The 24733-nt window shown below is 68.8% G+C and carries 23 protein-coding genes; 18 read left to right on the top strand and 5 right to left on the bottom strand.

Going from position 1 to position 24733, the window contains the following annotated elements; all coding sequences use genetic code 11:
* Positions 1 to 81: 81 nt before the first annotated feature.
* Together WIX39_RS27575 and WIX39_RS27570 are read right to left on the bottom strand one after the other, a co-directional pair.
* The gene (locus WIX39_RS27575) at positions 82 to 1014 is read right to left on the bottom strand and encodes a 2-hydroxyacid dehydrogenase (protein ID WP_409196434.1); all 933 of its coding nucleotides are present in this window, start codon (positions 1012 to 1014) and stop codon (positions 82 to 84) included.
* 59 nt (positions 1015 to 1073) lie between these two features.
* Entirely contained in the window at positions 1074 to 1952 is an 879-nt protein-coding gene (locus WIX39_RS27570) for a GNAT family N-acetyltransferase (RefSeq protein WP_409196433.1), read from the bottom strand.
* A 515-nt stretch (positions 1953 to 2467) separates the two neighbouring features.
* Between WIX39_RS27570 and WIX39_RS27565 the strand changes: the two genes are divergently transcribed.
* The 12 genes from WIX39_RS27565 (at position 2468) to WIX39_RS27510 (ending at position 17527) form a co-directional block, all read left to right on the top strand.
* Positions 2468 to 3133, top strand: a complete 666-nt coding sequence (locus tag WIX39_RS27565; RefSeq protein WP_081270965.1) for a haloacid dehalogenase type II — start codon at positions 2468 to 2470, stop codon at positions 3131 to 3133.
* Between the two features lie 31 nt (positions 3134 to 3164).
* Positions 3165 to 4457: an NAD(P)/FAD-dependent oxidoreductase gene (locus WIX39_RS27560; protein ID WP_409196432.1), complete on the top strand. Its 1293-nt coding sequence runs from the start codon at positions 3165 to 3167 to the stop codon at positions 4455 to 4457.
* 73 nt (positions 4458 to 4530) lie between these two features.
* The gene (locus WIX39_RS27555) at positions 4531 to 6153 is read left to right on the top strand and encodes an ABC transporter substrate-binding protein (protein ID WP_409196431.1); all 1623 of its coding nucleotides are present in this window, start codon (positions 4531 to 4533) and stop codon (positions 6151 to 6153) included.
* Positions 6154 to 6314: 161 nt separating this feature from the next.
* Positions 6315 to 7271, top strand: coding sequence for an ABC transporter permease (locus tag WIX39_RS27550; RefSeq protein WP_081270968.1), 957 nt, complete (start codon positions 6315 to 6317; stop codon positions 7269 to 7271).
* A 10-nt stretch (positions 7272 to 7281) separates the two neighbouring features.
* The gene (locus tag WIX39_RS27545; protein ID WP_285412532.1) at positions 7282 to 8187 is read left to right on the top strand and encodes an ABC transporter permease; all 906 of its coding nucleotides are present in this window, start codon (positions 7282 to 7284) and stop codon (positions 8185 to 8187) included.
* Positions 8187 to 9824, top strand: a complete 1638-nt coding sequence (locus WIX39_RS27540; protein WP_409196430.1) for an ABC transporter ATP-binding protein — start codon at positions 8187 to 8189, stop codon at positions 9822 to 9824. The genes WIX39_RS27545 and WIX39_RS27540 overlap by 1 nt, the downstream gene beginning before the upstream one ends.
* A gap of 11 nt (positions 9825 to 9835) precedes the next feature.
* Positions 9836 to 10924: a tartrate dehydrogenase gene (locus WIX39_RS27535; RefSeq protein WP_106937874.1), complete on the top strand. Its 1089-nt coding sequence runs from the start codon at positions 9836 to 9838 to the stop codon at positions 10922 to 10924.
* A gap of 22 nt (positions 10925 to 10946) precedes the next feature.
* Positions 10947 to 12452 (top strand): NAD-dependent succinate-semialdehyde dehydrogenase, encoded by a 1506-nt coding sequence (locus WIX39_RS27530; protein ID WP_409196429.1) that lies wholly within the window; start codon positions 10947 to 10949, stop codon positions 12450 to 12452.
* Positions 12449 to 13891, top strand: coding sequence for an aldehyde dehydrogenase family protein (locus tag WIX39_RS27525; protein WP_285412535.1), 1443 nt, complete (start codon positions 12449 to 12451; stop codon positions 13889 to 13891). Before WIX39_RS27530 ends, WIX39_RS27525 begins: the two co-directional genes overlap by 4 nt.
* Before the next feature lie 76 nt (positions 13892 to 13967).
* Positions 13968 to 15293, top strand: a complete 1326-nt coding sequence (locus WIX39_RS27520) for an NAD(P)/FAD-dependent oxidoreductase (protein ID WP_409196428.1) — start codon at positions 13968 to 13970, stop codon at positions 15291 to 15293.
* A gap of 8 nt (positions 15294 to 15301) precedes the next feature.
* Positions 15302 to 16201 (top strand): GNAT family N-acetyltransferase, encoded by a 900-nt coding sequence (locus WIX39_RS27515; protein ID WP_081270975.1) that lies wholly within the window; start codon positions 15302 to 15304, stop codon positions 16199 to 16201.
* A gap of 48 nt (positions 16202 to 16249) precedes the next feature.
* Positions 16250 to 17527: an NAD(P)/FAD-dependent oxidoreductase gene (locus WIX39_RS27510; RefSeq protein WP_409196427.1), complete on the top strand. Its 1278-nt coding sequence runs from the start codon at positions 16250 to 16252 to the stop codon at positions 17525 to 17527.
* 127 nt (positions 17528 to 17654) lie between these two features.
* Here WIX39_RS27510 and WIX39_RS27505 read toward each other — a convergent pair whose 3' ends face one another.
* Positions 17655 to 18599 (bottom strand): LysR family transcriptional regulator, encoded by a 945-nt coding sequence (locus WIX39_RS27505; protein WP_285412539.1) that lies wholly within the window; start codon positions 18597 to 18599, stop codon positions 17655 to 17657.
* 102 nt (positions 18600 to 18701) lie between these two features.
* Between WIX39_RS27505 and WIX39_RS27500 the strand changes: the two genes are divergently transcribed.
* Genes WIX39_RS27500 through aroQ form a run of 6 tightly spaced genes read left to right on the top strand, consistent with a single transcriptional unit; the run spans position 18702 to position 23032 of the window.
* A complete protein-coding gene (locus WIX39_RS27500) occupies positions 18702 to 19631 on the top strand; it encodes a ketopantoate reductase family protein (RefSeq protein WP_081270978.1) in 930 nt (309 codons plus the stop codon).
* Positions 19628 to 20011 (top strand): VOC family protein, encoded by a 384-nt coding sequence (locus WIX39_RS27495; protein WP_409196426.1) that lies wholly within the window; start codon positions 19628 to 19630, stop codon positions 20009 to 20011. The genes WIX39_RS27500 and WIX39_RS27495 overlap by 4 nt, the downstream gene beginning before the upstream one ends.
* 43 nt (positions 20012 to 20054) lie before the next feature.
* Positions 20055 to 20507: a MaoC family dehydratase gene (locus WIX39_RS27490; protein WP_081271075.1), complete on the top strand. Its 453-nt coding sequence runs from the start codon at positions 20055 to 20057 to the stop codon at positions 20505 to 20507.
* Entirely contained in the window at positions 20504 to 21733 is a 1230-nt protein-coding gene (locus WIX39_RS27485; protein ID WP_409196425.1) for a CaiB/BaiF CoA transferase family protein, read from the top strand. Before WIX39_RS27490 ends, WIX39_RS27485 begins: the two co-directional genes overlap by 4 nt.
* A gap of 10 nt (positions 21734 to 21743) precedes the next feature.
* Positions 21744 to 22565 carry a shikimate dehydrogenase gene (gene aroE / locus WIX39_RS27480; protein WP_409196424.1) on the top strand — a complete coding sequence of 274 codons (822 nt, stop codon included), beginning with the start codon at positions 21744 to 21746 and terminating at the stop codon, positions 22563 to 22565.
* Positions 22566 to 22588: 23 nt separating this feature from the next.
* Positions 22589 to 23032 (top strand): type II 3-dehydroquinate dehydratase, encoded by a 444-nt coding sequence (aroQ, locus tag WIX39_RS27475; RefSeq protein ID WP_081270982.1) that lies wholly within the window; start codon positions 22589 to 22591, stop codon positions 23030 to 23032.
* Between the two features lie 15 nt (positions 23033 to 23047).
* Here aroQ and WIX39_RS27470 read toward each other — a convergent pair whose 3' ends face one another.
* Positions 23048 to 23863 carry an SDR family NAD(P)-dependent oxidoreductase gene (locus WIX39_RS27470; RefSeq protein ID WP_081270983.1) on the bottom strand — a complete coding sequence of 272 codons (816 nt, stop codon included), beginning with the start codon at positions 23861 to 23863 and terminating at the stop codon, positions 23048 to 23050.
* Between the two features lie 44 nt (positions 23864 to 23907).
* Positions 23908 to 24726 (bottom strand): enoyl-CoA hydratase/isomerase family protein, encoded by an 819-nt coding sequence (locus WIX39_RS27465; protein WP_409196423.1) that lies wholly within the window; start codon positions 24724 to 24726, stop codon positions 23908 to 23910.
* Positions 24727 to 24733: the final 7 nt, after the last annotated feature.

The following is a 24733-nucleotide window of genomic DNA, read 5'->3' as shown; positions in this document are numbered from 1 at the left end:
CTTTGGGGGTGCCGCACGCAGCAGCCTGCGGTTGTGCATGCGGCATGCAGCAGATCGTGCGGCGGCCTGCGATTCCTCCGCTCAGTACCCGCGCGCGCGGTCGACCAGCCCGACCATCGGCTTGCCTGCCTCGAAGCGCGCGAGGTTGTCGAGCACCACTTCCGCCGCGCTCAATGGCTGCGTCATGCTCGCGATGTGGGGCGTGAGCTGGATGCGCGGATGGCGCCAGAAGTCGTGCTCCGGCGGCAGCGGCTCGGGATCGGTCACGTCGAGCACTGCATCGCCGATCCGTCCGCTGGCGAGTGCGCCCAGGAGGTCGGCATCCACGAGTTGCGGCCCGCGCCCCGCATGCACCAGTCCGGCGCCCGGTGGCAGCAACGAGAACAGCCGCGCATCGAGAAAACCGCGCGTCGAATCGGTCAGCGGCAACAGGCACACGAGGATGTCGGTGCGCGCGAGGAATGCCGGCAGTTCGTCCGCGCCGGCATGGCATTGCACGCCATCGACGGCATGCCGTGAACGGCTCCAGCCCGCGCAATCGAAGCCCAGCGCAACGAGCTGTGCCAGCACGGCCTGCCCGAGCGAGCCCAGCCCGAGCACGCCGATGCGGCGTTCGCTCGCAGGGCGCACCGTCAGCGGCTTCCAGAGGCCCTCCTGCTGCTGGCGCCGGTATTGCGGCATGTCACGGTGCAGGCCGAGCACCGCATGCGTCACGTACTCGACCATGCCGCGCACGATGCCGGGCTCGACCATGCGCACCACGGGCAGCGCAGGCGGCAGCGAGGCGAAGTCGAACTGGTCGACGCCCGCGCCCGAAGAAAACAGCACCTGCAGATCGGGGAAGCGCGTCGCCAGGTCGTCCGGCGGCTCCCACGCCGCGAGAAAGCGCACCTGCGCCGGATCGCCGATGTCGGGCCAGATGCGGAAGTCGATGTCGGGCGCGCGTCGGCGGAACACGTCGGCCCACAGGCGGCCTCTTGCCGGGTCGGATTTGTAGAGGAAGGTGGTTTTCATGAGGAGATCAGCTCAGGCTGGTACCCGGTCGGCGCGCTCGCGCCCTGAACAGCACGCGCTCATCCCACGGCCTGGGTCACGACGGCGAAGAGCGAGGGCCCGCCGGGCGGCGTCACGAGAGGCGCACCACGCACCATCGTCGTGGGCGCATCCACGCGCAGCAGCCCGATGCTCTCCAGGCATTCGGCCAGCCCGCTGTCGAAGTCGATGTCGATGCGCGTGAAGTGCCCGGCATTCACGCTGGCGAGGTGCGCGATCAGCGCCTTGGCGCCATCGAGATCGGGCGCGACCACCGGCCCTATCGAATGACCGCGCCCGAAGCGGCGCAGCATCGCGAAGCCGCGCGGTTCGTTGTCCTGGTCGAGCACCACGCAGGCGTCGGCGCTGGCGAGCAGATCCTTGATCAGTGCATCGCGCGGCATGCCGCGCGCTGCGGCGTCCAGGGCCTGCAACGCGGCCGCCTCGTGGACACCGGCGGGCCGCAGTCGCCAGCCGGGCTGCAGGGCCACCAGCGGCGCGGGCTGCGCGATGCCCTGGTGCTGCCGCAGTTCGCCCGTGCGCACGAAGCCCAGGCGCTCGTAGAGGCCGCGCCCCTCGGCGGTGGCGTGCAGCAGCACCGTGCGCTCTTCCAGGCCGTCGAGCACCGCGCTCATCAGGCGATGCCCGATGCGGCGGCCCTGGCAGGCCGGCGTCACGACCACGAGGCCCAGGCTTGCGTGGCGCTCGCCCCAGAGCCAGCGCAGCGCGCAACCGACGATCTCGCCGTCACGCTCGGCCACCACGCCCTGCGCATGCGCGAACACCTGCTCCCAGTCCGCCAGCCGGTGCGGCCAGCGCAACTGGTCGGTCAGCGCCTGCGCGGACGGCAGGTCGGAGGGGGTCATCGGTCTGAGCACCACGCCGTCGCCGGCGGGTGCATTCGGGGTCTGGTCGGGCATTGAAGGGTCTCGCAGCAAAGGGATTTCCCTTCCATCTTGGACGACATCGGCGCGCGTTGCCAGACCGGAAGCGATCCGCGACGCAACTTGCAAGCTTCGGCTGCCCAGCGCCCGGGTTTTGCAATTCGCTGCGGTGGGGCGCCGCTGTACGCATACAAATGCTGCGCCAACCTGCCTAGCATGGACCGCCGCCCTTGCGCAGTCCCACCGATCACACGCCCATGCAAGCCTTCCAGACGCGACAAATCTTCCCGGCCGATGCCGGCCGCATCGCCGTGCATCGGCGGCGCACCGAGGTGCACGCCGCACCTGCGCAGGGCAGACCGCATGGCATGCCGTCGCCGGCCCTCCAAACCGCAGCTTCATCGCGGCGGGCAACGTATTTCCGTACAACTGCTGCCTTACTGCGTGCTGCAATCAATCCGTAATTTGCTTGTCGCAATTGCCGTCTGAAGAAGTGGCCAGCGACCGGTTCCAACAGGCCGACGAACTAACGACACACAGGACCAGAGACCATGACCTTCAAACCCAAGTACGTGACTTTCGACTGCTACGGAACGCTGACCCGCTTCCGCATGGCGGAGATGTCCCACGAGCTCTTTGCCGACCGCGTTCCGGCCGAGCGCATGGCGCAGTTCATCGCCGACTTCGCGGCCTACCGCTTCGACGAGGTGCTGGGCGCCTGGCAGCCCTACGAGGTGGTGCTGAAGAACGCTGTGCGACGCCTGTGCCGCAAATGGAAGATCCAGTACTTCGACATCGACGCGCAGAAAATCTACGACGCGGTGCCCACCTGGGGCCCGCACGACGACGTGCCCGCCGGCCTGGCCAAGGTGGCCAAGGAAATTCCGCTGGTGATCCTGTCGAACGCATCGGACGACCAGATCCAGAAGAACGTCGCGACGCTGGGCGCGCCCTTCCACCGCGTCTACACCGCGCAGCAGGCCCAGGCCTACAAGCCGCGCCTGACGGCCTTCGAGTACATGCTCGACTCGCTGGGCTGCAACCCTGAAGACGTGCTGCACGTCTCGTCCAGCCTGCGCTACGACCTGATGTCGGCGGACGACCTGGGCATCGTCAACAAGGTGTTCGTCAACCGCGGCCACGGGCCCGGCAATCCGGCGTACCGCTACACGGAAATCAAGGACATCGGCGGCCTGCCCGGCGTCGTGGGTCTCTGATCTTTCTTCTCCACCGCACCAGCCCCCAGCCATGAAGCTCGACTCTTACTGGACCGATTCGGCACCTGCCTTCGTGCCCGAAGCGCGAGAGCTGCCGGCGCAGGTCGACGTCGCCATCGTCGGCGGCGGCTTCACCGGCCTGTCGGCGGCGCTGGCGCTGGCCAGGCGGGGCGCGCGTGTCGCGGTGCTCGAAGCCGGCGCGCGGGTGGCGGCCGAAGCGTCGGGGCGCAACGGCGGGCACGTCAACAACGGGCTGGCGGTCGACTACGCCGATGTGGCCGCCAAGGTGGGCGTCGAACGCGCACGCGGCTGGTACCACGCGTACGACGCCGCGGTCGACACCGTGGCGCGGCTGGTGCGCGAGGAAGCCATCGACTGCGACTTCATGCGCCACGGCAAGCTCAAGCTCGCCACGCGGGCGAACCAGATGAGCGCGCTCGCGCACAGCGCGCGGCGCCTGCTCGACGATGGCGTGGACAGCGACATCGAGATCCTGGACGCGGCACGCGTGCGCGCCGAAGTGCAGAGCGATCGCTTCCACGGCGGCCTGCTCTACAGGCGCAGCGGCCAGATGCACATGGGCCGCTTCGCGCACGGGCTGGCGACGGCAGCGCAGCGCTGCGGCGCGCAGATCCACACCGGCACCGAGGTGCGCCGCATCGAACGGGTGGGCCAGGGCCACGCCCACCGGCTGCACACAGCGCGCGGCACGGTCGCCGCCGAGCAGGTGCTGCTGGCCACGGGCGCGACGCGCCATGGCGGGTACGGCAGCTTCGGCTGGCTGCGCCGGCGCATCGTGCCGATCGGCAGCTTCATCGTCGTCACCGAGCCGCTGGGCGCGGAGCGCGCGCATGCGCTGCTCGCGGGACAGCGCACCTACACGACCATCGCGAACATCCACCACTACTTCCGGCTCACGGCGGACCACCGGCTGGTGTTCGGCGGGCGCGCACGCTTCGCGGTCTCCAGCCCGCAGTCGGACGCCGCCAGCGGAGAGATCCTGCGCGCAGGGCTGGCCCAGACCTTTCCGCAGCTCGGCGAGGTGCGGCTCGACTATTGCTGGGGCGGACTGGTCGACATGACGCAGGACCGCCTGCCGCACGCCGGCGAACGCGACGGCCTCTACTACGCCATGGGCTACAGCGGCCACGGCACGCAGATGTCGGTGCACATGGGCGATCGCATGGCCGCCGTGATGAACGGCGATGCGGGCGCCAACCCGTGGCAGGGCCGCAACTGGCCCGCCATTCCCGGCCACTTCGGCCCGCCGTGGTTCCTTCCGGCGGTGGGCCTCTACTACCGGCTCAAGGACAGGCTGGCCTGAGGCTTGCCTTCGCCCCTTCTTTCTTTCGTTTCCGCTTTTTTCTTCCACCCACGGCCTCCCAGGAGCACCCACCATGAGCGACAGCAGCAACAAGAGCTTCGAAAACCTCGTCGGCCCCGATGAAAGCCTTCCTGTCATGGCATCGCTCAAGCGCGGCGCCTCCCGGCGCGACATCCTGGCGATGCTGATGGCCGGCGGCATGCAGGCCACGCTGGCCGGCAGCCTCGCGGGCATGGCGGTGTCGGCGCACGCGCAGACGCCGCGGCGCGGCGGCCGCATCCGGGTGGCGGGCGCCACGGCCGCCGCGACCGACACGCTCGACCCCGCCAAGCAGTCGAACCAGACCGACTACTCGCGCTGCAACATGCTCTACAACGGCCTGACTTCGCTGGACGGCAGCCTCGCGCCGCAGCCCGCGCTGGCCGAATCCTTCACCACGAAGGACGCGAAGACCTGGGTGTTCACGCTGCGCAAGGGTGTCGCCTTCCACGACGGCAAGGCGCTCGCGCCCGCCGACGTGGTCTTCTCGGTGATGCGCCACAAGGAGCCCGCCGTCGCCTCCAAGGCCAAGGTGCTGGCCGACCAGATCGAGAGCGTGAAGGCCACGGGCGCGAATGAAGTGACGATCGTGCTGAGCGCGCCCAACGCCGACCTGCCGGTGATCCTGGGCACCTTCCACTTCCAGATCGTCAAGGACGGCACCACCGACTTCAACGCCGGCATCGGCACCGGCCCCTACAAGCTCAAGGAGTTCAAGCCCGGCATCCGCTCGCTGGTGGTGCGCAACGAGGCCTACTGGAAGCCCGGCAAGCCGTACCTCGACGAGATCGAGTTCGTCGGCATCGGCGACGAGAGCGCGCGCGTCAATGCGCTGCTGTCGGGCGGCATGGACCTGGTGGCCTCGGTCAATCCGCGCTCGGTGGAGCGCGTCAAGGGCACGCCCGGCTTCGGCATCTTCGTGACCCAGTCGGGCCAGTACTCCGACCTGGTGATGCGCAAGGACGTGGGCCCCGGCGCCAACCCCGATTTCGTGCTCGGCATGAAGCACCTGTTCGACCGCGAACAGATGAAGAAGACCATCGCGCTCGACTACGCGGTGGTCGGCAACGACCAGCCGATCGACCCGACCAACCGCTTCCACTTCGCCGGCCTGCCGCAGCGCCCCTTCGACCTCGACAAGGCCAGGTTCCACCTGCAGAAATCGGGTGTCACCGGCAAGGTGTCGATGGTGGCCTCGCCCGCCGCGCTGTACTCGGTGGAAATGTCCTTGCTGCTGCAGCAGACCGCCCAGCGCGCCGGCCTGGAGATCGACATCAAGCGCATGCCGGCGGACGGCTACTGGTCGAACCACTGGCTCAACAGCCAGGTGGGCTTCGGCAACGTCAACCCGCGCCCGAGTGCGGACGTGCTGCTCACGCAGTTCTTCCAGTCGGGCGCTGCCTGGAACGAGTCGCGCTGGAAGAGCGACAAATTCGACCAGCTGCTGCTGGCCGCGCGCGCCGAGACCGACCTGGCCAAGCGCAAGCAGATGTACGCCGACATGCAGACCATGATCCACCAGGACGCGGGCATCGGCATTCCGCTGTTCCTCGCGAGCATCGACGGGCACAGCGCCAAGCTCAAGGGGCTGTCGCCGATTCCGCTGGGCGGCCTCATGGGCTACAACTTCGCCGAGAACGTCTGGCTTGAATCATGACTCTCCCCCAGGCTTCGCGCACTTCGTGTCGCTTCGCCAACCCCCTTCCGGGGGCAACACCTGCGGCCCGGCAAAGCCGGTTCCGCGGTGTTTCCCGAAGGGGCCTGGCTCCGCCGGCCGCGTCGGTGCGCTACTGCCTCCGGTGAAATGGGATTGCTGAGATGAATCGACTGATCCTCAAGCTCTTGGTGCAGCGCGTTGCGCTGGCGCTGCTGTCGCTTCTGGCGGTGTCGGTGATCGTGTTCTCGATCACGGCGGTGCTGCCGGGCGACGCGGCCGAGGAGCAACTCGGGCAGGACGCAACGCCGGAAGCCCTCGCCGCGCTGCGCGTGCAGATGGGCCTGGACGTTCCCGCGCCCAGGCGCTATGCGCAATGGCTGCTCGGCATGGCAAAGGGCGACCTGGGCCGCTCGGCGACCACGCAGATGCCGGTGTCGCAACTGGTGGCCAGCCGCCTGCCCAACTCGCTGCTGCTGGCCGCCGTCACCGCGCTGTTCTCGGTGCCCATCGCGCTCGCGCTGGGCATCGCCTCGGCGGTATGGCGCGGCTCGTGGTTCGACCGCGCGGCCTCCACCTCGGCGGTGGCGGTGGTGTCGGTGCCGGAGTTCCTGGTCGCCACGCTGGCGGTGCTGGTGTTCGCGGTGAAGCTGCGCTGGCTGCCGGCGCTGTCCTTCGTCAGCGACATCGATTCGCTCGGCCAGATGCTGCAGGCCTTCGCGATGCCGGTGCTCGTGCTGTGCTGCGTGATCGTCGCGCAGATGATGCGCATGACGCGCGCCGCCGTGATCGACCAGCTCGAGGCGCCCTACATCGAGATGGTGCGGCTCAAGGGCGCCTCGCCGATGCGCACGGTGCTGGCGCACGCGCTGCCGAACGCCGTGGGGCCGATCGCCAACGCGGTGGCGCTGAGCCTGTCGTACCTGCTGGGCGGCGTGATCATCGTCGAGACCATCTTCAACTACCCGGGCATCGCCAAGCTGATGGTGGACGGCGTCTCCCAGCGCGACATGCCGCTGGTGCAGACCTGCGCCATGATCTTCTGCAGCGCCTACCTGATCCTGGTGACCGCCGCCGACATCTGCGGCATCGTCGCCAACCCGCGGCTGCGGCACCGCTGAAGGAAGCGTCATGGAAACGTCCACAACTCCCGAGGCCGTGAACGCCGCGGCCTCCCTGGCGCCGGTGGCGCAAGAACGCCGGGGCGGCGCGAGGCGCTGGCTCGGCGCCTTTGGCGCCTCCGGCCTGCTCGGTCTCGCGGTGCTGCTGTTCTGGGTGCTCGCGGCGGCCTTCGGCCCCTGGCTGCTTTCGTTCGGCACGGCGGCGACGGGCACCTCGAACGTGTTCATGCCGATCAGCGCGGCGCATTGGCTCGGCACCGACTACCTGGGCCGCGACATGCTGGCGCTCGTGGTCCAGGGCGCGCGCTACACGGTCGGCGTGGCGCTGCTCGCCACGGTCGTGGCCAGCGGCATCGGCACCACGCTGGCGCTGCTGGCCGCCGCCAGCGGCCGCTGGCTCGACGCGACGCTCAGCCGCGGCCTGGACACGCTGACCGCGATCCCGAGCAAGATGTTCGCGCTCATCATGGTGGCGGGCTTCGGCTCCTCGGTGCCGATGCTGGTCGCCACCGCGGCCATCATCTACGTGCCGGGCGCCTTCCGCATCGCGCGCTCGCTGGCCGTCAACATCAACGCGCTCGACTACGTGACGGTGGCGCGCGCACGCGGCGAGGGCACGCTCTACATCATGCTGCGCGAGATCCTGCCCAACATCGTCGGCCCGATGCTGGCCGACCTGGGCCTGCGCTTCGTCTACATCGTGCTGCTGCTGGCGAGCCTGAGCTTCCTCGGCCTGGGCATCCAGCCGCCGGCGGCCGACTGGGGCTCGCTGGTGCGCGAGAACATCGGCGCGCTGGCCATGGGCGGGGCCTCGGTCATCGTGCCGGCGCTGGCCATCGCGAGCCTGACCATCTCGGTCAACCTGGTGATCGACAACCTGCCCGGCCGTGCCGCGCGCGAAATGGGGAAACGCTGATGGGAGCACCACTCACCGTCGAGGGCCTGAGCATCCGCGCGGGCGCGAGCACACTGGTCGACGACCTGAGCTTCTCGGTACAGCCCGGCGAGGTGCTGGCGCTGATCGGCGAGTCGGGTTCGGGCAAGACCACCACCGCGCTGGCGCTGATGGGCCATGCACGCCAGGGCTGCAGCATCTCGGCCGGCCGGGTGCGCATCGGCGACACGGAAGTGCTGTCGCTCGATGCCCGCGCCCAGCGCGCGCTGCGCGGGCGCACCGTCTCCTACATTGCGCAGAGCGCGGCCGCATCGTTCAACCCCTCGCGCACGATCATGGACCAGGTGATCGAGCCCACCGTGATCCACGGCCTGTGCAAGCGGGCCGAGGCGCAGGCCAAGGCCGTGGCGCTGTTCCGCGAGCTGGCGTTGCCCGACCCGGAAGGCATCGGCGCGCGCTATCCGCATCAGGTCTCGGGCGGCCAGCTGCAGCGGCTGATGGCTGCGATGGCGCTGATCGGCGACCCCGATCTCGTGATCCTCGACGAGCCGACCACGGCGCTGGACGTGACCACGCAGATCGAGGTGCTGCGCGCCTTCCGCCGCGTGGTGCGCGAGCGCCGCGCCACCGCCGTCTACGTGAGCCACGACCTGGCGGTGGTGGCGCAGATGGCCGACCACATCCTGGTGCTGCGCAACGGCCGCATGCGCGAGATGAACGCGACGGGGCAGATCCTCGCCGCGCCGGCCGACCACTACACGCGCAGCCTGCTGGCCGCGGCACGCCCGCAGACGCGCGCTGCGGCCGGTGCCACGGACGACGGCCGCGAACTGCTGCTCGAGGTGCGCCAGCTCTCGGCCGGCTACGGCCCGGCCGACGCGCAGGGCCGCCCGGCCAAGCCGATCCTGCAGGACATCGACCTGAAGCTCTACCGCGGCCAGGCGATCGGCGTGATCGGCGAATCGGGCTCGGGCAAGACCACGCTGGCACGCGCGGTGGCGGGCCTGCTGAAACCCAGCAGCGGCAGCGTGCTCTTCCACGGCCGCGAACTGAAGCCGACGCTGCAGCAGCGCGAACGCGACGAGCTGCGCCGCATCCAGATCGTGTTCCAGATGGCCGACACGGCGCTGAACCCGTCGCAGACCATCGAGCGCATCCTGGCGCGGCCGCTGGAGTTCTACAAGGGCCTGCGCGGGGAGCCGCTGCGCCGGCGCATCCGTGAACTGCTCGACCTGGTGAAGCTGCCGCAGACCGTCGCCGGGCGCCTGCCCGGCGGCCTCTCGGGCGGGCAGAAGCAGCGCGTGAACCTCGCGCGCGCACTGGCGGCCGAGCCCGACCTGATCCTCTGCGACGAAGTGACCTCCGCGCTCGACACGGTGGTCGGCGCCGCGGTGCTCGACCTGATCGCGGAGCTCAGGCGCGAGCTCGGCGTGTCCTATCTCTTCATCAGCCACGACCTGCACACGGTGCGCGCCGTGTGCGACGAGATCGTCGTGATGCAGCACGGCCGCAAGCTCGCGCAGGTGGCGCGCGCCGACTACGACCGCGGCCCGCACCACCCCTACTACGAGGTGCTGGCGCGCTCGGTGCCGGAGTTGCGCCAGGGCTGGCTCGACGACATGGACCGCATGGACCGCCCCCATGCCATCGCATCATGAGCAGGACCGAAATGACGCCCACCTTCCGCATCGCCGTGATCGCCGGCGACGGCATCGGCAAGGAAGTGATGCCCGAGGGCCTGCGCGTGGTGCAGGCCGCCGCGGAGCGCTTCGGCTTCGAACTCGACTGCCGCACCATCGACTGGGCGAGCGCCGACCACTACGCGGCGCACGGCCAGATGATGCCGGACGACTGGAAGGAGCAACTCAAGGGGGTGGACGCGCTGTACTTCGGCGCCGTCGGCTGGCCCGCGACGGTGCCCGACCATGTGTCGCTCTGGGGGTCGCTGCTGAAGTTCCGCCGCGAATTCGACCAGTACATCAACCTGCGTCCGGTGCGCCTCTTCGAGGGCGTGCCCTGCCCCCTGGCCGGCCGCAAGCCCGGCGACATCGACTACCTCGTGGTGCGCGAGAACACCGAGGGCGAGTACACCTCGCTCGGCGGCGTCATGTACGAAGGCACCGAGCGCGAGATCGTGATCCAGGAGTCGGTGTTCTCCCGGCACGGCACCGACCGCGTGCTGCGCTTTGCCTGCGAGACGGCGCGCGCGCGCCGGCGCAAGCACCTGACGGTGGCCACCAAGAGCAACGGCATCGCCATCAGCATGCCGTGGTGGGACAAGCGCGCCGATGCGGTCGGCCTCGACTACCCCGAGCTGACGATCGACAAGCAGCACATCGACATCCTGTCGGCGCGCTTCGTGCTGCAGCCCACGCGCTTCGACGTGGTGGTGGCGAGCAACCTGTTCGGCGACATCCTCTCCGACCTCGGGCCCGCGACCACCGGCACCATCGGCCTCGCGCCTTCGGCCAACCTGAATCCGGAGCGCAGGTTCCCGTCGCTGTTCGAGCCGGTGCACGGCTCCGCGCCCGACATCTACGGCCAGAACATCGCCAACCCGATCGCGATGATCTGGTCCGGCGCGCTGATGCTGGACTTCCTCACCCAGGGCCAAGGCGCGGGGCGGGCCGCGCACGACGCGATCCTGGAAGCCATCGAGGCGGTGCTGCGCGACGGCCCGCGCACGCGCGATCTCGGCGGTTCCGCGAGCACAACCGAAGTGGGCCTTGCGATCGCCGAGCGCGTCGCGGCGGCCTGAAACCAGGAAAGACTTTTAGACCATGACCACCGAACTCCAACCTGCAGACCTGATGCCCGGGCGGCATCTCATCGGCGCCGAGTGGCGCGAAGCCAGCGACGCGCGCCGCCTCGACGTCACCGACCCCGCGACCGACGGCGTCTTCGCAAGCGTGCCCGACGGCACGCCCGCCGATGCACGCGCGGCGGTCGATGCCGCGCATGCGGCCTTCCCCGCATGGCGCGCCGTGCCCGCCAAGCAGCGCGCGCAGATCCTCAAGCGCTGGAACGACCTCGTGATGGCCCGTCAGGAAGACCTGGGACGGCTGATCTCGCGCGAACAGGGCAAGCCGCTGGCCGAGGGCCGCGGCGAGGTGGCCTATGCGGCCAGCTACATCGAATGGTTCGCCGAAGAAGCGACGCGCGCCAACGGCGAGGTGATCCCGGCGCCGGTGACGGGCCGCCGCATGCTCGCGCTGAGGGAGCCCGTGGGCGTGGTCGCCGCGATCACGCCGTGGAACTTTCCGGCGGCCATGATCGCGCGCAAGATCGCGCCGGCGCTCGCCGCCGGGTGCACCGTGGTGTGCAAGCCGGCCGAAGACACGCCCCTGACCTCGCTCGCGCTCGTGAAGCTGGCACAGGAAGCGGGCGTGCCGCCGGGCGTGCTCAACATCGTGACCGCCTCGCGCGAACGCACGCCGGAAGTCGTCGACGCCTGGCTCGACGACTCGCGCGTGCGCAAGATCACGTTCACCGGTTCGACGCCCGTGGGCAAGCACCTCGCCCGCCGTTCGGCCGACACGCTGAAGAAACTGTCCCTCGAGCTCGGCGGCAACGCCCCCTTCATCGTGTTCGAAGACGCCGACCTCGACGCCGCGGTGGAAGGCCTGATGGCCGCGAAGTTCCGCAATGGCGGCCAGACCTGCGTGTGCCCGAACCGCGTGTTCGTGCAGGCTGCCGTGCACGATGCGTTCGTGGACAAGCTCGCGGCACGGGTCGGCGCGCTGCGCGTCGGGCCTGCCAGCGACGAGTCCTCGCAGATCGGTCCGATGATCAACGCGCGCGCCGTCGAGAAGATCGAGCGCCACGTGCACGATGCCGTCTCGCGGGGCGCGCGCATCGTCGTCGGCGGCAAGCGGCTGCGCGATGCGCGACGCGACGGCCCCAACTACTACGCGCCCACGGTACTGGTGAATGCCGACGCGACGATGGAGTGCAGCTGCGAGGAAACCTTCGGGCCCGTGGTGCCGGTCACGCGCTTCGAGAGCGAGGCCGACGTGATCGCCGCCGCCAACGACACGCCCTTCGGCCTCGCGGCGTACTTCTATTCGACCGACGTGCGGCGCATCTGGCGCGTGGCCGATGCGCTGGAGTCGGGCATCGTCGGCATCAACGAAGGGGCCCTGGCCGCCGAGGCGGCGCCCTTCGGCGGCGTGAAGGAATCGGGCTACGGCCGCGAAGGCTCGGTGCATGGCCTGGAGGACTACATGCACATCAAGTACGTATGCCAGGGGCAGCTGTCGACCTACCCGTGGAGCGAAACTCGATGACGGCATCCGACGACCGCAGCGGGGACGACGCCCGGTTCTATGTCGACGGACGCTGGGAAGAACGCAGCCACGCCGCGAGGATCGCGGTCGTCAATCCCTTTTCCGAAGAGATCGTCGGGCATGTCGCGGCCGGCTCGACGGCGGATGTGGACCTTGCCGTCGCTGCAGCCCGGCGGGCTTTCGAAACCTTCTCGCGAAGCACGGTCGACGAACGGCTGGCGCTGCTGGGCCGCGTCCTGGCGCTGCTGGAAGCGCGCGCGGAGTTGTTCGCGCAGGCCATCGTGACGGAGATGGGCGCGCCCATCGGGTTCGCGCGGTCCGCCCATGTGCCCTTCGCGATCGCGCATGTGCGCACCCAGATGGAAGTGCTGCGGCGCTACAAGTTTCTTTCCATCGAGGACGGCTTCGCCATCTCGAAGGAGCCGATCGGGGTGTGCGCGCTGATCACGCCCTGGAACTGGCCGCTGTACCAGATCACCGCCAAGGTCGCGCCCGCGATTGCCGCGGGGTGCACGGTGGTCCTGAAGCCCAGCGAGCTGTCCCCCTACAGCGCCCAGCTCTTTGCGCAGGTGATGCACGACGCCGGCGCGCCGGCCGGGGTCTTCAACCTGGTCGGCGGCACGGGCGAAGTGGTCGGCGCGGCATTGGCGGCGCACCCCGACGTCGACATGATCTCCATCACCGGCTCGACGCGCGCCGGCGTCCTCGTGGCGCAGGCGGCCGCGGTGACGGTCAAGCGCGTGGTGCAGGAACTGGGCGGCAAATCGCCGAACCTCTTTCTCGACGACGCCGATTTCGAACAGGGCGTCGCGAAGGGCGTACTGGCGGGCATGCGCAATGCAGGCCAGTCGTGCAGCGCGCCCACACGCATGCTGGTGCCCGAATCGAGGCTCGCCGAGGTGGAAGCCCTGGCACTTGCGGCGGTGTCCGGCATCACGCTCGGCGATCCGCGCAACGAAAAGACCTCGATGGGGCCGATTGCCAATGCCGCGCAATACGCCAGGGTCCAGGCAATGATCGCCAGCGGCATCGAGGACGGCGCCAGGCTGGTCTGCGGCGGTCCGGGCAGGCCCGATGGCCTGGGCCGGGGCTATTTCGCGCGCCCGACGGTGTTCTCCGATGTCACGCCCGCCATGCGCGTGGCGAGCGAGGAAATCTTCGGCCCGGTGCTGGTGGTCATGCCCTACCGCGACGAGGCGCAGGCCATCGCCATTGCCAACGACACGGTCTACGGGCTCGGTGCGAGCGTGCAGTCCGGCGACCGCGACCGCGCGCGCCGCGTGGCGGCCCGGCTGCGCGCGGGCCAGGTGCATATCAACTATCCGGCCTGGAACGGCCACGCGCCTTTCGGTGGCTACAAAAGGTCCGGCAACGGCCGCGAATACGGCGTCCACGGATTCGAGGAATACCTCGAGACCAAGGCTGTCGTCGGCTATTGATCCCGTCTTCAGCATCCGGCGACGAACGGCAAGCATGCCCGCAGTCTTTCACTGACCGCTCACGAATATTCCGAGAATGCCCGCACCACTATCTTCCGTAGCCTCCAGCCCGGACCTGCCGACGCACGCGGATGTCGTCGTGATCGGCGGCGGCATCATCGGCGTTTTCGCCGCCTACTACATGGCCAGGCGCGGCATGAAGGTCGCGCTGGTGGAAAAGGGCCGCGTCGGCGCCGAACAGTCGAGCCGCAACTGGGGCTGGTGCCGCCAGCAGAACCGGGACGCCCGCGAGTTGCCGATGGCCACCAAGAGCCTGGACCTGTGGGAGCAATTCACGGCGCAGACCGGTGAGGTCACCGGCTTTCAGCGATGCGGCCTGCTCTATCTAAGCAACAGCGAGCAGGAGCTGGCTGGCTGGGCCCGCTGGGGCGAGTTCGCGCGCACGGTCGACGTGAAGACCCAGATGCTGAGTGCGCAAGAAGCGGCGCAGCGCGGCCGCGCCACCGGCAAGCCTTGGAAGGGCGGCGTCTTTGCTCCCACCGACGGCACCGCGGACCCTTCGCGCGCGGCCCCGGCGGTGGCCCGGGCGCTCCTGAAACTCGGCGCAACGGTGCACCAGGGCTGCGCGGCGCGGGGCGTGGAGACAGAGGGCGGGCGGGTCTCGGCAGTGGTCACGGAGCACGGATCGATCCGCACACAGGTCGCGGTACTCGCCGGAGGTGCCTGGGCATCCTCGTTCTGCCGCCAGTACGGCATCCGGTTTCCCCAGGCTGCGATCCGGCAGACGGCGCTGTCGGTGTCCACGGGCGAAAAAGACATACCGGCCGCACTCCACACGAGCGGCGTTTCCATGACACGGCGCGTCGACGGGGGCTACACGCTGGCCGTCAGCGGCCGGGGACGGGTGGACCCTACACCGCAGCTTCTGCGTTTCGCACCGCAGTTCCTGCCCATGTTCCAGCGAAGGTGGCGCAACCTCGCGCCCGGCGGACTGGAGGGCGTGCGCTCGGGCCATGAAGGCTGGTCCCGCTGGCGGCTCGACAAGCCGACCCCGATGGAGCGGATGCGCATTCTGGATCCGAAGGCGGACGCGGCGGCGGTCGAGCTGACGTACAGGCGCGCGGTGGAACTCGTGCCGGCACTGGAGGGCAGTCCCGTCACGGCCGCCTGGGCGGGCTATGTGGACAGCACGCCCGACGGTGTCCCGGGAATCGGCGAGATGTCGAGCCTGCGCGGACTGGTGCTGGCGGCCGGCTTCAGTGGCCATGGCTTCGGCATCGGGCCCGGGGCGGGCCATCTGATCGCCGACATCGTCAGCGGCGCCGCGCCCCTCGTCGATCCACGGCCCTATCACCCGGACCGATTCCTGTCGTCGGCGTGGGGCAAGGTCGCGGACTTCTAGGGACGGCCATGACGCCCGAGCGCCGCGGCGGCCCGCACGCACCAGCCGACAAGATGATTGCGCGCCTGACCCCATTGCGCATCGATCACTTGCCGGACGCAGTCAGCCAATCCTGCGCACTGGGCTGGCCATACCGGGAAGACGACTGGCGCTTCGCCTTCGATCTCGGCAGCGGCTTCGCCGTCGAAGTCGATGGCCGCCTGGTGGGCACCGCGATGTGGTGGCCCTATGGCCAGACTCATGCCTCGGTCGGCATGATCATCGTGGACCCGGCCATGCGAGGACGAGGCCTGGGGCGTGCCTTGACGCAGAAGTTGCTCCACGAGGCGCGGGAGCGCACGGTGTTGCTGAACGCCACCCAGGAAGGGCTGCCTCTCTACGCACAGCTCGGGTTTGTCGCGCGCGCACACGTGTTCCAGCATCAGTCGGTGCTGCCGGCACAGGCGTTTCCTGCCACCACGCCGTCGAGCATCCGTGCCATGCATGCCGCGGACGACCAGCGGTTGCGCCAACTGGACCTGGCCGCCACGGGGATGGAGCGGACCGCATTGCTGGATGCTTTGTTCGCTGCCGGAACGACGATGGTTGCCGAACGGCGCGCTGGTGTGTCGGCGTACGCCTGCCTGAGGGAATTCGGGCACGGCGTGGTGATCGGGCCGGTGGTCGCCTCGGGCGAAGATGCCGCCGTCGATGCGATGGCCCTCATCGCCGCCCTCGCCCTGCGCGCTCGCGGCCGGTTCGTGCGCATCGACACGACCGAGGACAGCGGTCTCTCCACATGGCTGAGCGACATGGGGTTGCCCTGCGTCGGCCACGCCGTGCCGATGGTGCGCAACCCCCGGGCTCGCCCGATCGGCGCCGATGCGAACACCCGCCTGTTCGCCCTTGCCAACCAGTCCTTCGGCTGAGTCGCGCCATCCATGCAATGACATCCAAGAGATGACGAAAGTTCTTTCATGAAGCTGATGCCCTACTGGCTCGATACCTCTCCCAGGTTCACGGGAGGTCAGACGCAGGCGCCCGGCGGCAACGTCGATGTGGCGGTGGTGGGTGCGGGCTTTACCGGCTTGTCCGCGGCAATCGCGTTGGCGAAGAAAGGCGCCAGTGTGGCGGTGTTCGATGCCGCCACTGTGGCCAGTGCCGCTTCGGGCCGCAACGGCGGCATGTGCAACAACGGTTTCGCACAGGACTACTGTGCGCTGTCGGGCAAGCTCGGGCGAGAGCGCGCCAACATGCTCTATCGCGCTTTCGACGCGGGCGTGTGCAAGGTGGAGTCGCTGATCGCCGAGGAAGGCATCGACTGTGATTTCAAGCGTGTCGGAAAGCTCAAGCTGGCTGCCAAGCCGGAGCACTACGACAAGCTGGCCCGCGCGCAGGCGCTGATGGCCAAGGAGTGCGATCCCGACACCCACATGGTGACGCGTGCCGAACTGCACAGCGAGATCGGATCGGACCGGTATTTCGGGGGCCTGATCTTCGGCAAGAGCGCAGGCATGCACGTGGGCCGCTACGGCCACGGCCTCGCCATGGCCGCGGCCAAGCGCGGCGTGCGCATCTATGAAAACTCGCCGGTCATCGCGCTCAAGCGCCAAAGCGGTTCAATCCATCAGGTCGAAACGCCCAACGGCAGCGTTCGCGCCAGGCAGGTGCTGCTGGCGACCGGGACTTCGGCCGTAGGGCCATTGGCCTGGTTTCGCCGACGCATCGTGCCCGTCGGGGCGTTCATCATCGTGACCGAACCGCTGCCGGTCGACGTGCTCGACCGGTTGACGCCGCGGCGCCGGATGACGACGGACACGAAGAACTTCGTCAACTACTTCCGTGTCACGCCCGAAGACCGGCTGCTGTTCGGCGGGCGCGCGCGTTTCGCGACGACCAACCCGAAGTCGGACATGAAGAGCGGCGCCTTCCTGCAACGATCGCTCGCGGAGGTCTTTCCCGAGCTGGGAAACACCCGCATCGACTATTGCTGGGGCGGCATGGTCGACATGACGCGGGACCGTTTGCCGCGCGCCGGAGAGCGCAACGGGCTGTTCTACTCGATGGGTTACAGCGGCCACGGAACCCATATGTCGACCTACATGGGTGCGATCATGGCCGAGGTGCTGGATGGCCGCGCCGACCTGAACCCGTGGCGGGATTTCGACTGGCCGGCGATTCCCGGCCACTTCGGCAAGCCGTGGTTCCTTCCCGTGGTCGGCGCGTACTACCGCTTTCAGGATCTGGTGCGCTGAGACCGCTTGCCGGCTCCCCTGCGCCTCGAAGCCCAGGCCGTTCGCCATGACCTGGTGCTGCAGGAGCCGAGGTTCGGCTGATTCGCATGCCCTGGCACGGGGCCAACCATCGCCGCAGAGGATCAGGCTAGCCGCGCGCTTTCGATTTCCTGGCAAAGAGCCCCTCGCACAGCCCGCGCAGCCAGCGGTTCGCGGGGTCCTGGTTGTAGCGCGCATGCCAGTGCTGCTTGACGGTGAAGGGCGGCACCGGCACCGGGCAATCGAACACAGCGAGCCCGTTGGTGCGGGCCAGCGTCTCGCCGATCTGGCGGGGCACGGTGGCCACGAGGTCGGTGGTCGAGACGATCGCGGCCAAGCCCAGGAAGCCTGGCAGCTCCAGCAGGATGCGGCGCGCCACACGGTGCCGAAGCAGCGCCGCCTCCAGCAACTGCACGCCCGTGCCGCCGACGATGCCGATGTGCGCCTCGGCCTTGTAGTCGCGCAGGCCCATGCCCTTGGCGCCCACGCGCGGATGCCGTGCATTCACCAGGCACACCCAATCCTGCGGATAGAGCACCTGTTGGTAGAAGCCTGATTCGAGCCAGGGCACCAGTCCGATCGCAAGGTCGGCCTGGCCGGACTGCAGCGCCTGCCCGGTCTGCTCGTCGATGCGCGCGGCCTCCAGGCGAATGCCCGGGCCCACAGCGCGCACATGGGCCAGCAGTTGCGGCAGCAGCGTGATGTGGCTGGCGTCGGTCATGCAGATGCGAAAGCGCCGCGTCGCACTCGACGGATCGAACACTTCCTGCGGCGCGGCCACGCGGCGCAGCGCCGCCAGTGCCTCGCGCGCCGGAACGATCAGCTCGTCCGCGCGCGGCGTGGGCTGCATGCCCGCCGCGGTGCGCACGAACAGCTCGTCGCCCAGGTGCCGGCGCAGGCGGCCCAGCCAGTTGCTCACCGTCGGCTGGCTCTGGCCGAGCTGGTCGGCCGCGCGCGTCACGCTCTGCGTGGTGTAGATCAAGTCGAACAGGCGCAGCAGCTTGAGGCTGAGCAGGCCCGTGCCCGCATCGAGGTTGTCGTCGTCGGCGTTCATTTCAAAACGGAATGTAGACCATTCGTCCCATGTCATGGACGAGATGTTGCTCGCAACCTATCTTCAGCGCATTCCTTCGAGATATTCCTTGTGGAGACAGGCATGAAGATCTATTTCCTGGGCGCTGGCGCGCTCGGCTGCGCCATCGGCGGCACGCTCGCCGCCGGCGGGTCGGACGTCACGCTCATCGATCCTTTCCAGGCGCACGTCGACGCCATCAACCGCGACGGCCTCCTCATGAAGGAAGGCGACTCGGAACGCCGGGTCACGGTGCGCGCGGCGAACAGCGTCGAGGGCCTGCCGCCGGCCGACCTGGTGATCGTGCTGGTCAAGTCCTTCCACACGCGCTCGGCCATCGAAGGCGCGCTGTCGATCGTCGGCCCCGGCACCGCGCTGATGTCGCTGCAGAACGGCATGGGCCACGAGGAGATCCTGGCCGAAGTCGCCGGCCGCGCGCACGTGCTGGCCGGCAAGACCTACGTCGGCGGCGTTCTGCTCGGCCCGGGCAGCGTCATTGCCGGCACGCGCGGCAAGCGCACGGTGATCGGCGAACTCGACGGCAGCGTGAGCGAACGCGCCAGGGCCATCGCGGCCGAATTCGAGCGCGCCGCACTCCCCTGCGAGGTCAGCGACAACATCCTGGGCGTGATGTGGGACAAGCTGCTCATCAACGTCTCGACCGGCGCGCTCAGCGGCATCACGGGCCAGGTGTACGGCAGCCTCTACGCGGTGCCCGAGATCGAGGCCACGGCCGTCGCCGCGGTGGCCGAGGCCATGGCCGTCGCGCGGGCCAGCGGCGTGAAGCTGTCGATCCAGTCGCCGCGCGACGCATGGGTCATGGCCGCCGAAGGCCTGCCCTACGAATTCAAGACCTCGATGCTGCAAAGCCTGGAGAAAGGCTCCATCACCGAGATCGACTTCATCAACGGCGCGGTGGTGCGCGGCGGGCTGCAACATGACGTGCCGACGCCGGTCAACCAGACGCTGGTTGCGGCCATCAAGGGCATCGAACGCCGGCTGGAGGCGAAATGAGCACGCCGCGCGCCTATGTGGAGCACGTCGCCATCTGGGTGAAGGACATCCACTGGCACATCAGGTTCTTCCACGACGTCTGCGGCATGACGATGCGCGAAGTACAGGGCACGCTCGAAGAGCCGGTGCAGTACTGGACCCTCGGCGGCCTGCAATTCATGGCCAAGCCGGACTACGCAGGGCCTGAAGGCCGCCTCGGCCATCTCGGGGTGATGTGCGAAGACCTCGAAGCCGCACTCACCGCCGCGCAGGCCTTCGGCGTGACCGAAATGCCGCAGGGCCGCAACTGGCTGCGCCTGCCGGACGGCCTGGCCGTCGAGTTCATCCAGGCCAGCGCCGGCGCCGTGGCGCGCGTGCTCGCCATCGATCCCCGCGCCTGACGATCCGCCACCCATACAGAGAGAGACACACACCATGAGCGCCTTGACCATCGAAGACAAATACTGGGACGACGCCGTCGTCGGCCAGGAATGCATCAGCCCGCCCTATGAAGTGACGGAGGCGCGCGTGATGGCGTATGCCGACCTCACCGGCGACCACACCCCCGTTCACACCGACGAAGCCTATGCGCGCACCACGCCCTTCGGCACCCGCGTGGCGCACGGGCTGTTCGGCCTGTCGGTGGCCGACGGGCTCAAGACGAAGAGCGACATGCGCTTCATGCCGGGCATGTCGCTCGGCTGGGAATGGCGCTTCGTGGCCCCCATCAAGCTCGGCGACACGGTGCGCGTGAAATTCCACGTCGGCAGCAAGCGCGAATCGGCGAGCAAGCCGGGCTGGGGCATCCTCGTGCTGCCGTCCGAACTCATCAACCAGCGCGACGAGGTCGTGCAAAAGGGCGAGCACCGCGTGATGGTGCCGAGGAAGCCGGCATGAGCGCGTCACCGAAACAGGCGCTGCCGCTGGCCGGCCTGCGCGTCATCGACTACAGCCACTTCCTGGCCGGTCCCTATGTCGGGCGCTGCCTTGCCGCGCTCGGTGCGGAAGTCATCAAGGTCGAGCGTCCCGGCACGGGCGACGCAGGGCGCCAGCATGCGTGGTTCGTCGGCGACCACAGCGGCTATTTCCTGCAGCAGAACATGGGCAAGAAGGGCCTCAGCGTGAACACGAAGGACCCACGCGGCCGGGCGCTGATGAAGAAGCTGGTCGACAGCGCCGACGTGTTCGTCGAGAACTACCGCCCCGGCGCGCTCGACAAGCTGGGCCTGGGCTATGCCGAACTCGCCGAGACCAACCCCGGCCTGGTGTACTGCTCGATCTCGGCCTACGGCCACACCGGCCCCGACGCGCACCGCGCGGGCTTCGGCCTCATCGCGGAGGCCAAGAGCGGCATCATGCAGATGGTCGGCAATCCGGGCGAAGCACCACCGCTGCTGCGCATCTCGCTGGGCGACATGTACACCGGCATCCACGCGGTCGCCGCAATCAACGCCGCGCTGCTGGGGCGCGTGAAGTCCGGCCGCGGGCAGCACATCGACATGGCGCTGTACGACACGCTGGTGTCGATGCACGAGTACGCGGTGCAGTGCTACACGCTCTCCAATGGCCAGGAGGTGCCGGTGCAGACCGGGCACGACATGCCCAATTCCACGCTCTACGGCGTGTTCTGCGCGCAGGACGGCGATCTCGTGATCGCCGCGCAGGTGGACGACGCCTGGAAGCGCTTTGCCGCGCTGGTCGAACAGAACGGCGGCCCCGCGGGTTTCGGCGGCGACACGCGGCTGCACGCGTCGGCCGGGCGCAATGCCCATCGCACGGAAATTCTCGACGTGGTGAAGCCGTGGGTGGCGGCGCGGCCGGTCGCGCAGGTGCTGAAGCTGCTGGACGGCATCGACGTGCCGGCCGCCAAGGTCCAGCGCATCGACGAAGTGCTGGCCGATCCGCAGATCCATGCGCGCGGCATGGTGGTCGAGCAGGAGCATCCGGTGCTCGGAAAAATCCGCCTGCCGAACCTGCCCTTCCACATGTCGGGTTGCGACACCTCGATCACGCAGGTGGCCCCCGAGCTGGGCGAGCACAACGCGGAGATCGCGGCGAGCCTCGGTTTCGATGCCGCGCAGATCGCCGACATGCAGGCCGACGGCGTGCTCTACAGCAGGTAAGGAAACAGCCATGACCGCCAAGTACGCCGTGATCGGCAACCCGATTGGACACACCAAGTCGCCGATGATCCATGGCAGCTTCGCGCAGGCGACCGGCCAGGACATCGACTACAGCGCGATCGAAGGCTCGCTGGAGCGCTTCGCCGACGACGTGCACGCATTCCGCAAGGCGGGCGGGCGCGGAATGAATGTCACCGCCCCCTTCAAGCTGCAGGCCTTCGCACTGGCCACCGAGCGGCTCGAACGCGCCGAGCTCGCCGGCGCCACCAACGCGCTGAAGTTCGAAGGCGAACGCATCCTTGCCGACAACTTCGACGGCGTGGGCCTGACCAACGACATCCAGCGCAACCTGGGCTTTCCGCTCGAGGGCGCGCGCATGCTGGTGCTCGGCGCGGGCGGCGCGGTGCGTGGCGCACTGCAGCCGTTTCTGGCGCAACAACCGGGCGTGGTGGTGCTGGCGAACCGCACGCAGGCCAAGGCCGTCGACCTCGCGAAACAGTTTGCCGGGCATGGCCGCGTGCAAGGCTGCGGGTACGGCGATCTGGCGGGCGAACGATTCGACATCGTCATCAACGGCACCTCCGCCAGCCTCCGGGCCGAACTGCCGCCCCTGCCCGCACAGGCGCTGCAGGGCGCGAAGCTCGCCTACGAGCTCGCCTACGGCAAGGGCCTGACGCCCTTCCTGCGCCTGGCGCAGAACGCCGGCGTGCCGAAACTGGCCGACGGCGTCGGCATGCTGGTGGAACAGGCGGCGGAAGCCTTCCTGTGGTGGCGCGGCGTGCGGCCCGACACGCGCAGCCTCATCGACCGCATGACCATTCCCCTGGTCTGACCCGACGACCTGGAGACGACCTCATGAAGATCCTCATGCTGCACGGCATCAACCACGACATGTTCGGCAAGCGCGACCCGAAGCAGTACGGCACGGTGACGCTGGCCGAGATCGACGCGCAACTGCAGGCACTCGGCAAGGAGCTCGGCACCGAGGTCGAGAGCTTCCAGACCAATTGCGAAGGCGCGATGTGCGAGCGCATCCATCGCGCCTTCACCGAGGGCGTGGACGCGGTGCTCATCAACGCCGGTGCCTGGACGCACTACAGCTACGGCATTCGCGATGCGCTGGCGATCCTCACCGTGCCGGTCGTCGAGTTGCACATGTCGAACATCCATGCGCGCGAGACGTTTCGCCATCACTCGGTGTTCGCCGAGATCGTGAAGGGACAGATCTGCGGCTTCGGCGTGGACAGCTACCTGCTCGGCCTGCGTGCCGCGGCATCGGCCGCGGTGCGGGCGCACTGAGACCGCGCTGGTGCGTCAGATCATCGCGAAGCCGCCCGACGCTCCGACGGTCTGGCCCGTGATGAACAGCGCCCGGTCGGACGCGAGAAACGCCACCAGGCCGGACACGTCCTGCGGCCTGGACAGCCGCCCGACGCCCTTGGAGATCGGATAGATGTTCACCATCTTGGCGAGCAGTTCGTTGTTCTGCGGCGTCGCGTCGATGTGCAGCGGGCCGTCCTTGATGCCTTCATGCGACACCGCACCCAGCGCGATGGAATTGACGGTGATCGCATGGCGGCCGTGTTCGCGCGCCAGTGCCTTGGCGAAGCCGGCAATCGCGGCCTTGGCGCCGGAGTAGACGGCCATGTTGGCTTCCCCGATCCGGCCCGCCTCCGAGATGATGTTGACGATGCGTCCGCGCCTGGCCGCCACCATGCCGGGCAGCACCGCATGGCAGCAGTGGAAGGTGCCGTAGACGTTGAGGTTGACGATCTTGGCCCAATCGGCCACGGGCATGTCGACGAAGGCCGGTGTGCGCCCTCCTTTTTCGCGCCGCTCGGGAATGATGCCTGCGTTGTTCACCAGGATCTGCACGGGCGCATCGAAGTGCCGGTGCGCGGCGTCCACCATGCCTTGCACCTGATCGGCCTGCGTGATGTCCGCGGGCGCGGCCAGCGCTTGGCCTCCCTCGCTCTCGATCTCGCGCGCCACGGCCTGTGCGCGCTCGGCAAACAGGTCGTTGACGACCACGCGCGCGCCTTCGCGGGCGAGCTCGATGCAGATCTGGCGTCCGACGCCCTGCCCGCCTCCGGTCACCAGGGCCACCTGGGATTCCAAACCGAGTTTCATGTGTACTTTCCTTGCTGTTGGATGAATGAAGATGCGGGCGGCGCTCAGCGGCCCTGGAACACTGGTTTTCGCTTCTCGACGAAGGCCCGCATGCCCTCCTTGCGGTCCTCGCTGTCCACCAGGAGGGCCGCGGCATAGCGCTCGTACTCGAGGCCGCTGTCCAGGTCGGTCTGCATGCCGCGGTTGACCGCCCGCTTGACGAAGCGCACGGCCAGCGGCGGCATCTCGCCGATCTGCTGCGCCAGCGCGAGGGCGCCGGACATCAGTTCGGCGCCCGGCATCACCTGGGTGACCAGCCCGTAGTCCAGCGCGCGAGCCGCATCGATCTGGGCGGCCGTCAGCATCAGCGCCTTGGCGCGCGCCTCGCCGATCAGGCGCGGCAGCCTTTGCGTGCCACCGGCCGCGGGAATGACGCCCAGGCGGACTTCGGGCAGCCCCAGGCGGGCATGGTCCGCCGCGATCCGGATGTCGCAGCACAGCGCAAGTTCCAGCCCGCCGCCGAGTGCCACTCCGTTGATCGCCGCGATGGTGGGCTTCTCGAACTCCTCGATGCCGCGGAACAGGTCGTGCGTGGTCTTCTGCGCGACGAAGAAGTCGGTCGCGCAGATCTGATGGTCCGCGCGCTCCTTGATGTCGGCACCCGCGCAGAACGCGCGCTCGCCGGCGCCGGTGAGCACCACCGCGCGCACGCGCGCATCCGCGCGCGCCAGTTCGAAGAACGCGCGCGCGAGGTCCGGTTTCATCGTGCCGCCGAGCGTGTTCATGCGATCGGGCCGGTTGAGCGTCACGACGGCCACGTGGCCCTGGACGGCGTAGTCCAGCGTCGGGAGCTCGACGTGGTCAGGATGCGTGTTGTCGGTCATGGGTGTC

The sequence above is a fragment of the Variovorax sp. AB1(2024) genome (assembly GCF_037482385.2).
Lineage (GTDB): Bacteria > Pseudomonadota > Gammaproteobacteria > Burkholderiales > Burkholderiaceae_C > Variovorax.
Note: the sequence above shows the minus strand (reverse complement) of the source record. Positions and strands in the feature narration are given on the sequence as shown.

Coding starts and splice junctions, on each gene's coding strand:
- aroQ (WP_081270982.1), top strand. CDS start 22,589: ATGAAGATCCTCATGCTGCACGGCATCAACCACGACATGTTCGGCAAG.
- WIX39_RS27520 (WP_409196428.1), top strand. CDS start 13,968: ATGCCCGCACCACTATCTTCCGTAGCCTCCAGCCCGGACCTGCCGACG.
- WIX39_RS27515 (WP_081270975.1), top strand. CDS start 15,302: ATGACGCCCGAGCGCCGCGGCGGCCCGCACGCACCAGCCGACAAGATG.
- WIX39_RS27465 (WP_409196423.1), bottom strand. CDS start 24,726: ATGACCGACAACACGCATCCTGACCACGTCGAGCTCCCGACGCTGGAC.
- WIX39_RS27525 (WP_285412535.1), top strand. CDS start 12,449: ATGACGGCATCCGACGACCGCAGCGGGGACGACGCCCGGTTCTATGTC.
- WIX39_RS27560 (WP_409196432.1), top strand. CDS start 3,165: ATGAAGCTCGACTCTTACTGGACCGATTCGGCACCTGCCTTCGTGCCC.
- WIX39_RS27555 (WP_409196431.1), top strand. CDS start 4,531: ATGAGCGACAGCAGCAACAAGAGCTTCGAAAACCTCGTCGGCCCCGAT.
- WIX39_RS27575 (WP_409196434.1), bottom strand. CDS start 1,014: ATGAAAACCACCTTCCTCTACAAATCCGACCCGGCAAGAGGCCGCCTG.
- WIX39_RS27550 (WP_081270968.1), top strand. CDS start 6,315: ATGAATCGACTGATCCTCAAGCTCTTGGTGCAGCGCGTTGCGCTGGCG.
- WIX39_RS27530 (WP_409196429.1), top strand. CDS start 10,947: ATGACCACCGAACTCCAACCTGCAGACCTGATGCCCGGGCGGCATCTC.
- aroE (WP_409196424.1), top strand. CDS start 21,744: ATGACCGCCAAGTACGCCGTGATCGGCAACCCGATTGGACACACCAAG.
- WIX39_RS27470 (WP_081270983.1), bottom strand. CDS start 23,863: ATGAAACTCGGTTTGGAATCCCAGGTGGCCCTGGTGACCGGAGGCGGG.
- WIX39_RS27505 (WP_285412539.1), bottom strand. CDS start 18,599: ATGAACGCCGACGACGACAACCTCGATGCGGGCACGGGCCTGCTCAGC.
- WIX39_RS27540 (WP_409196430.1), top strand. CDS start 8,187: ATGGGAGCACCACTCACCGTCGAGGGCCTGAGCATCCGCGCGGGCGCG.
- WIX39_RS27570 (WP_409196433.1), bottom strand. CDS start 1,952: ATGCCCGACCAGACCCCGAATGCACCCGCCGGCGACGGCGTGGTGCTC.
- WIX39_RS27510 (WP_409196427.1), top strand. CDS start 16,250: ATGAAGCTGATGCCCTACTGGCTCGATACCTCTCCCAGGTTCACGGGA.
- WIX39_RS27535 (WP_106937874.1), top strand. CDS start 9,836: ATGACGCCCACCTTCCGCATCGCCGTGATCGCCGGCGACGGCATCGGC.
- WIX39_RS27565 (WP_081270965.1), top strand. CDS start 2,468: ATGACCTTCAAACCCAAGTACGTGACTTTCGACTGCTACGGAACGCTG.
- WIX39_RS27495 (WP_409196426.1), top strand. CDS start 19,628: ATGAGCACGCCGCGCGCCTATGTGGAGCACGTCGCCATCTGGGTGAAG.
- WIX39_RS27500 (WP_081270978.1), top strand. CDS start 18,702: ATGAAGATCTATTTCCTGGGCGCTGGCGCGCTCGGCTGCGCCATCGGC.
- WIX39_RS27485 (WP_409196425.1), top strand. CDS start 20,504: ATGAGCGCGTCACCGAAACAGGCGCTGCCGCTGGCCGGCCTGCGCGTC.
- WIX39_RS27545 (WP_285412532.1), top strand. CDS start 7,282: ATGGAAACGTCCACAACTCCCGAGGCCGTGAACGCCGCGGCCTCCCTG.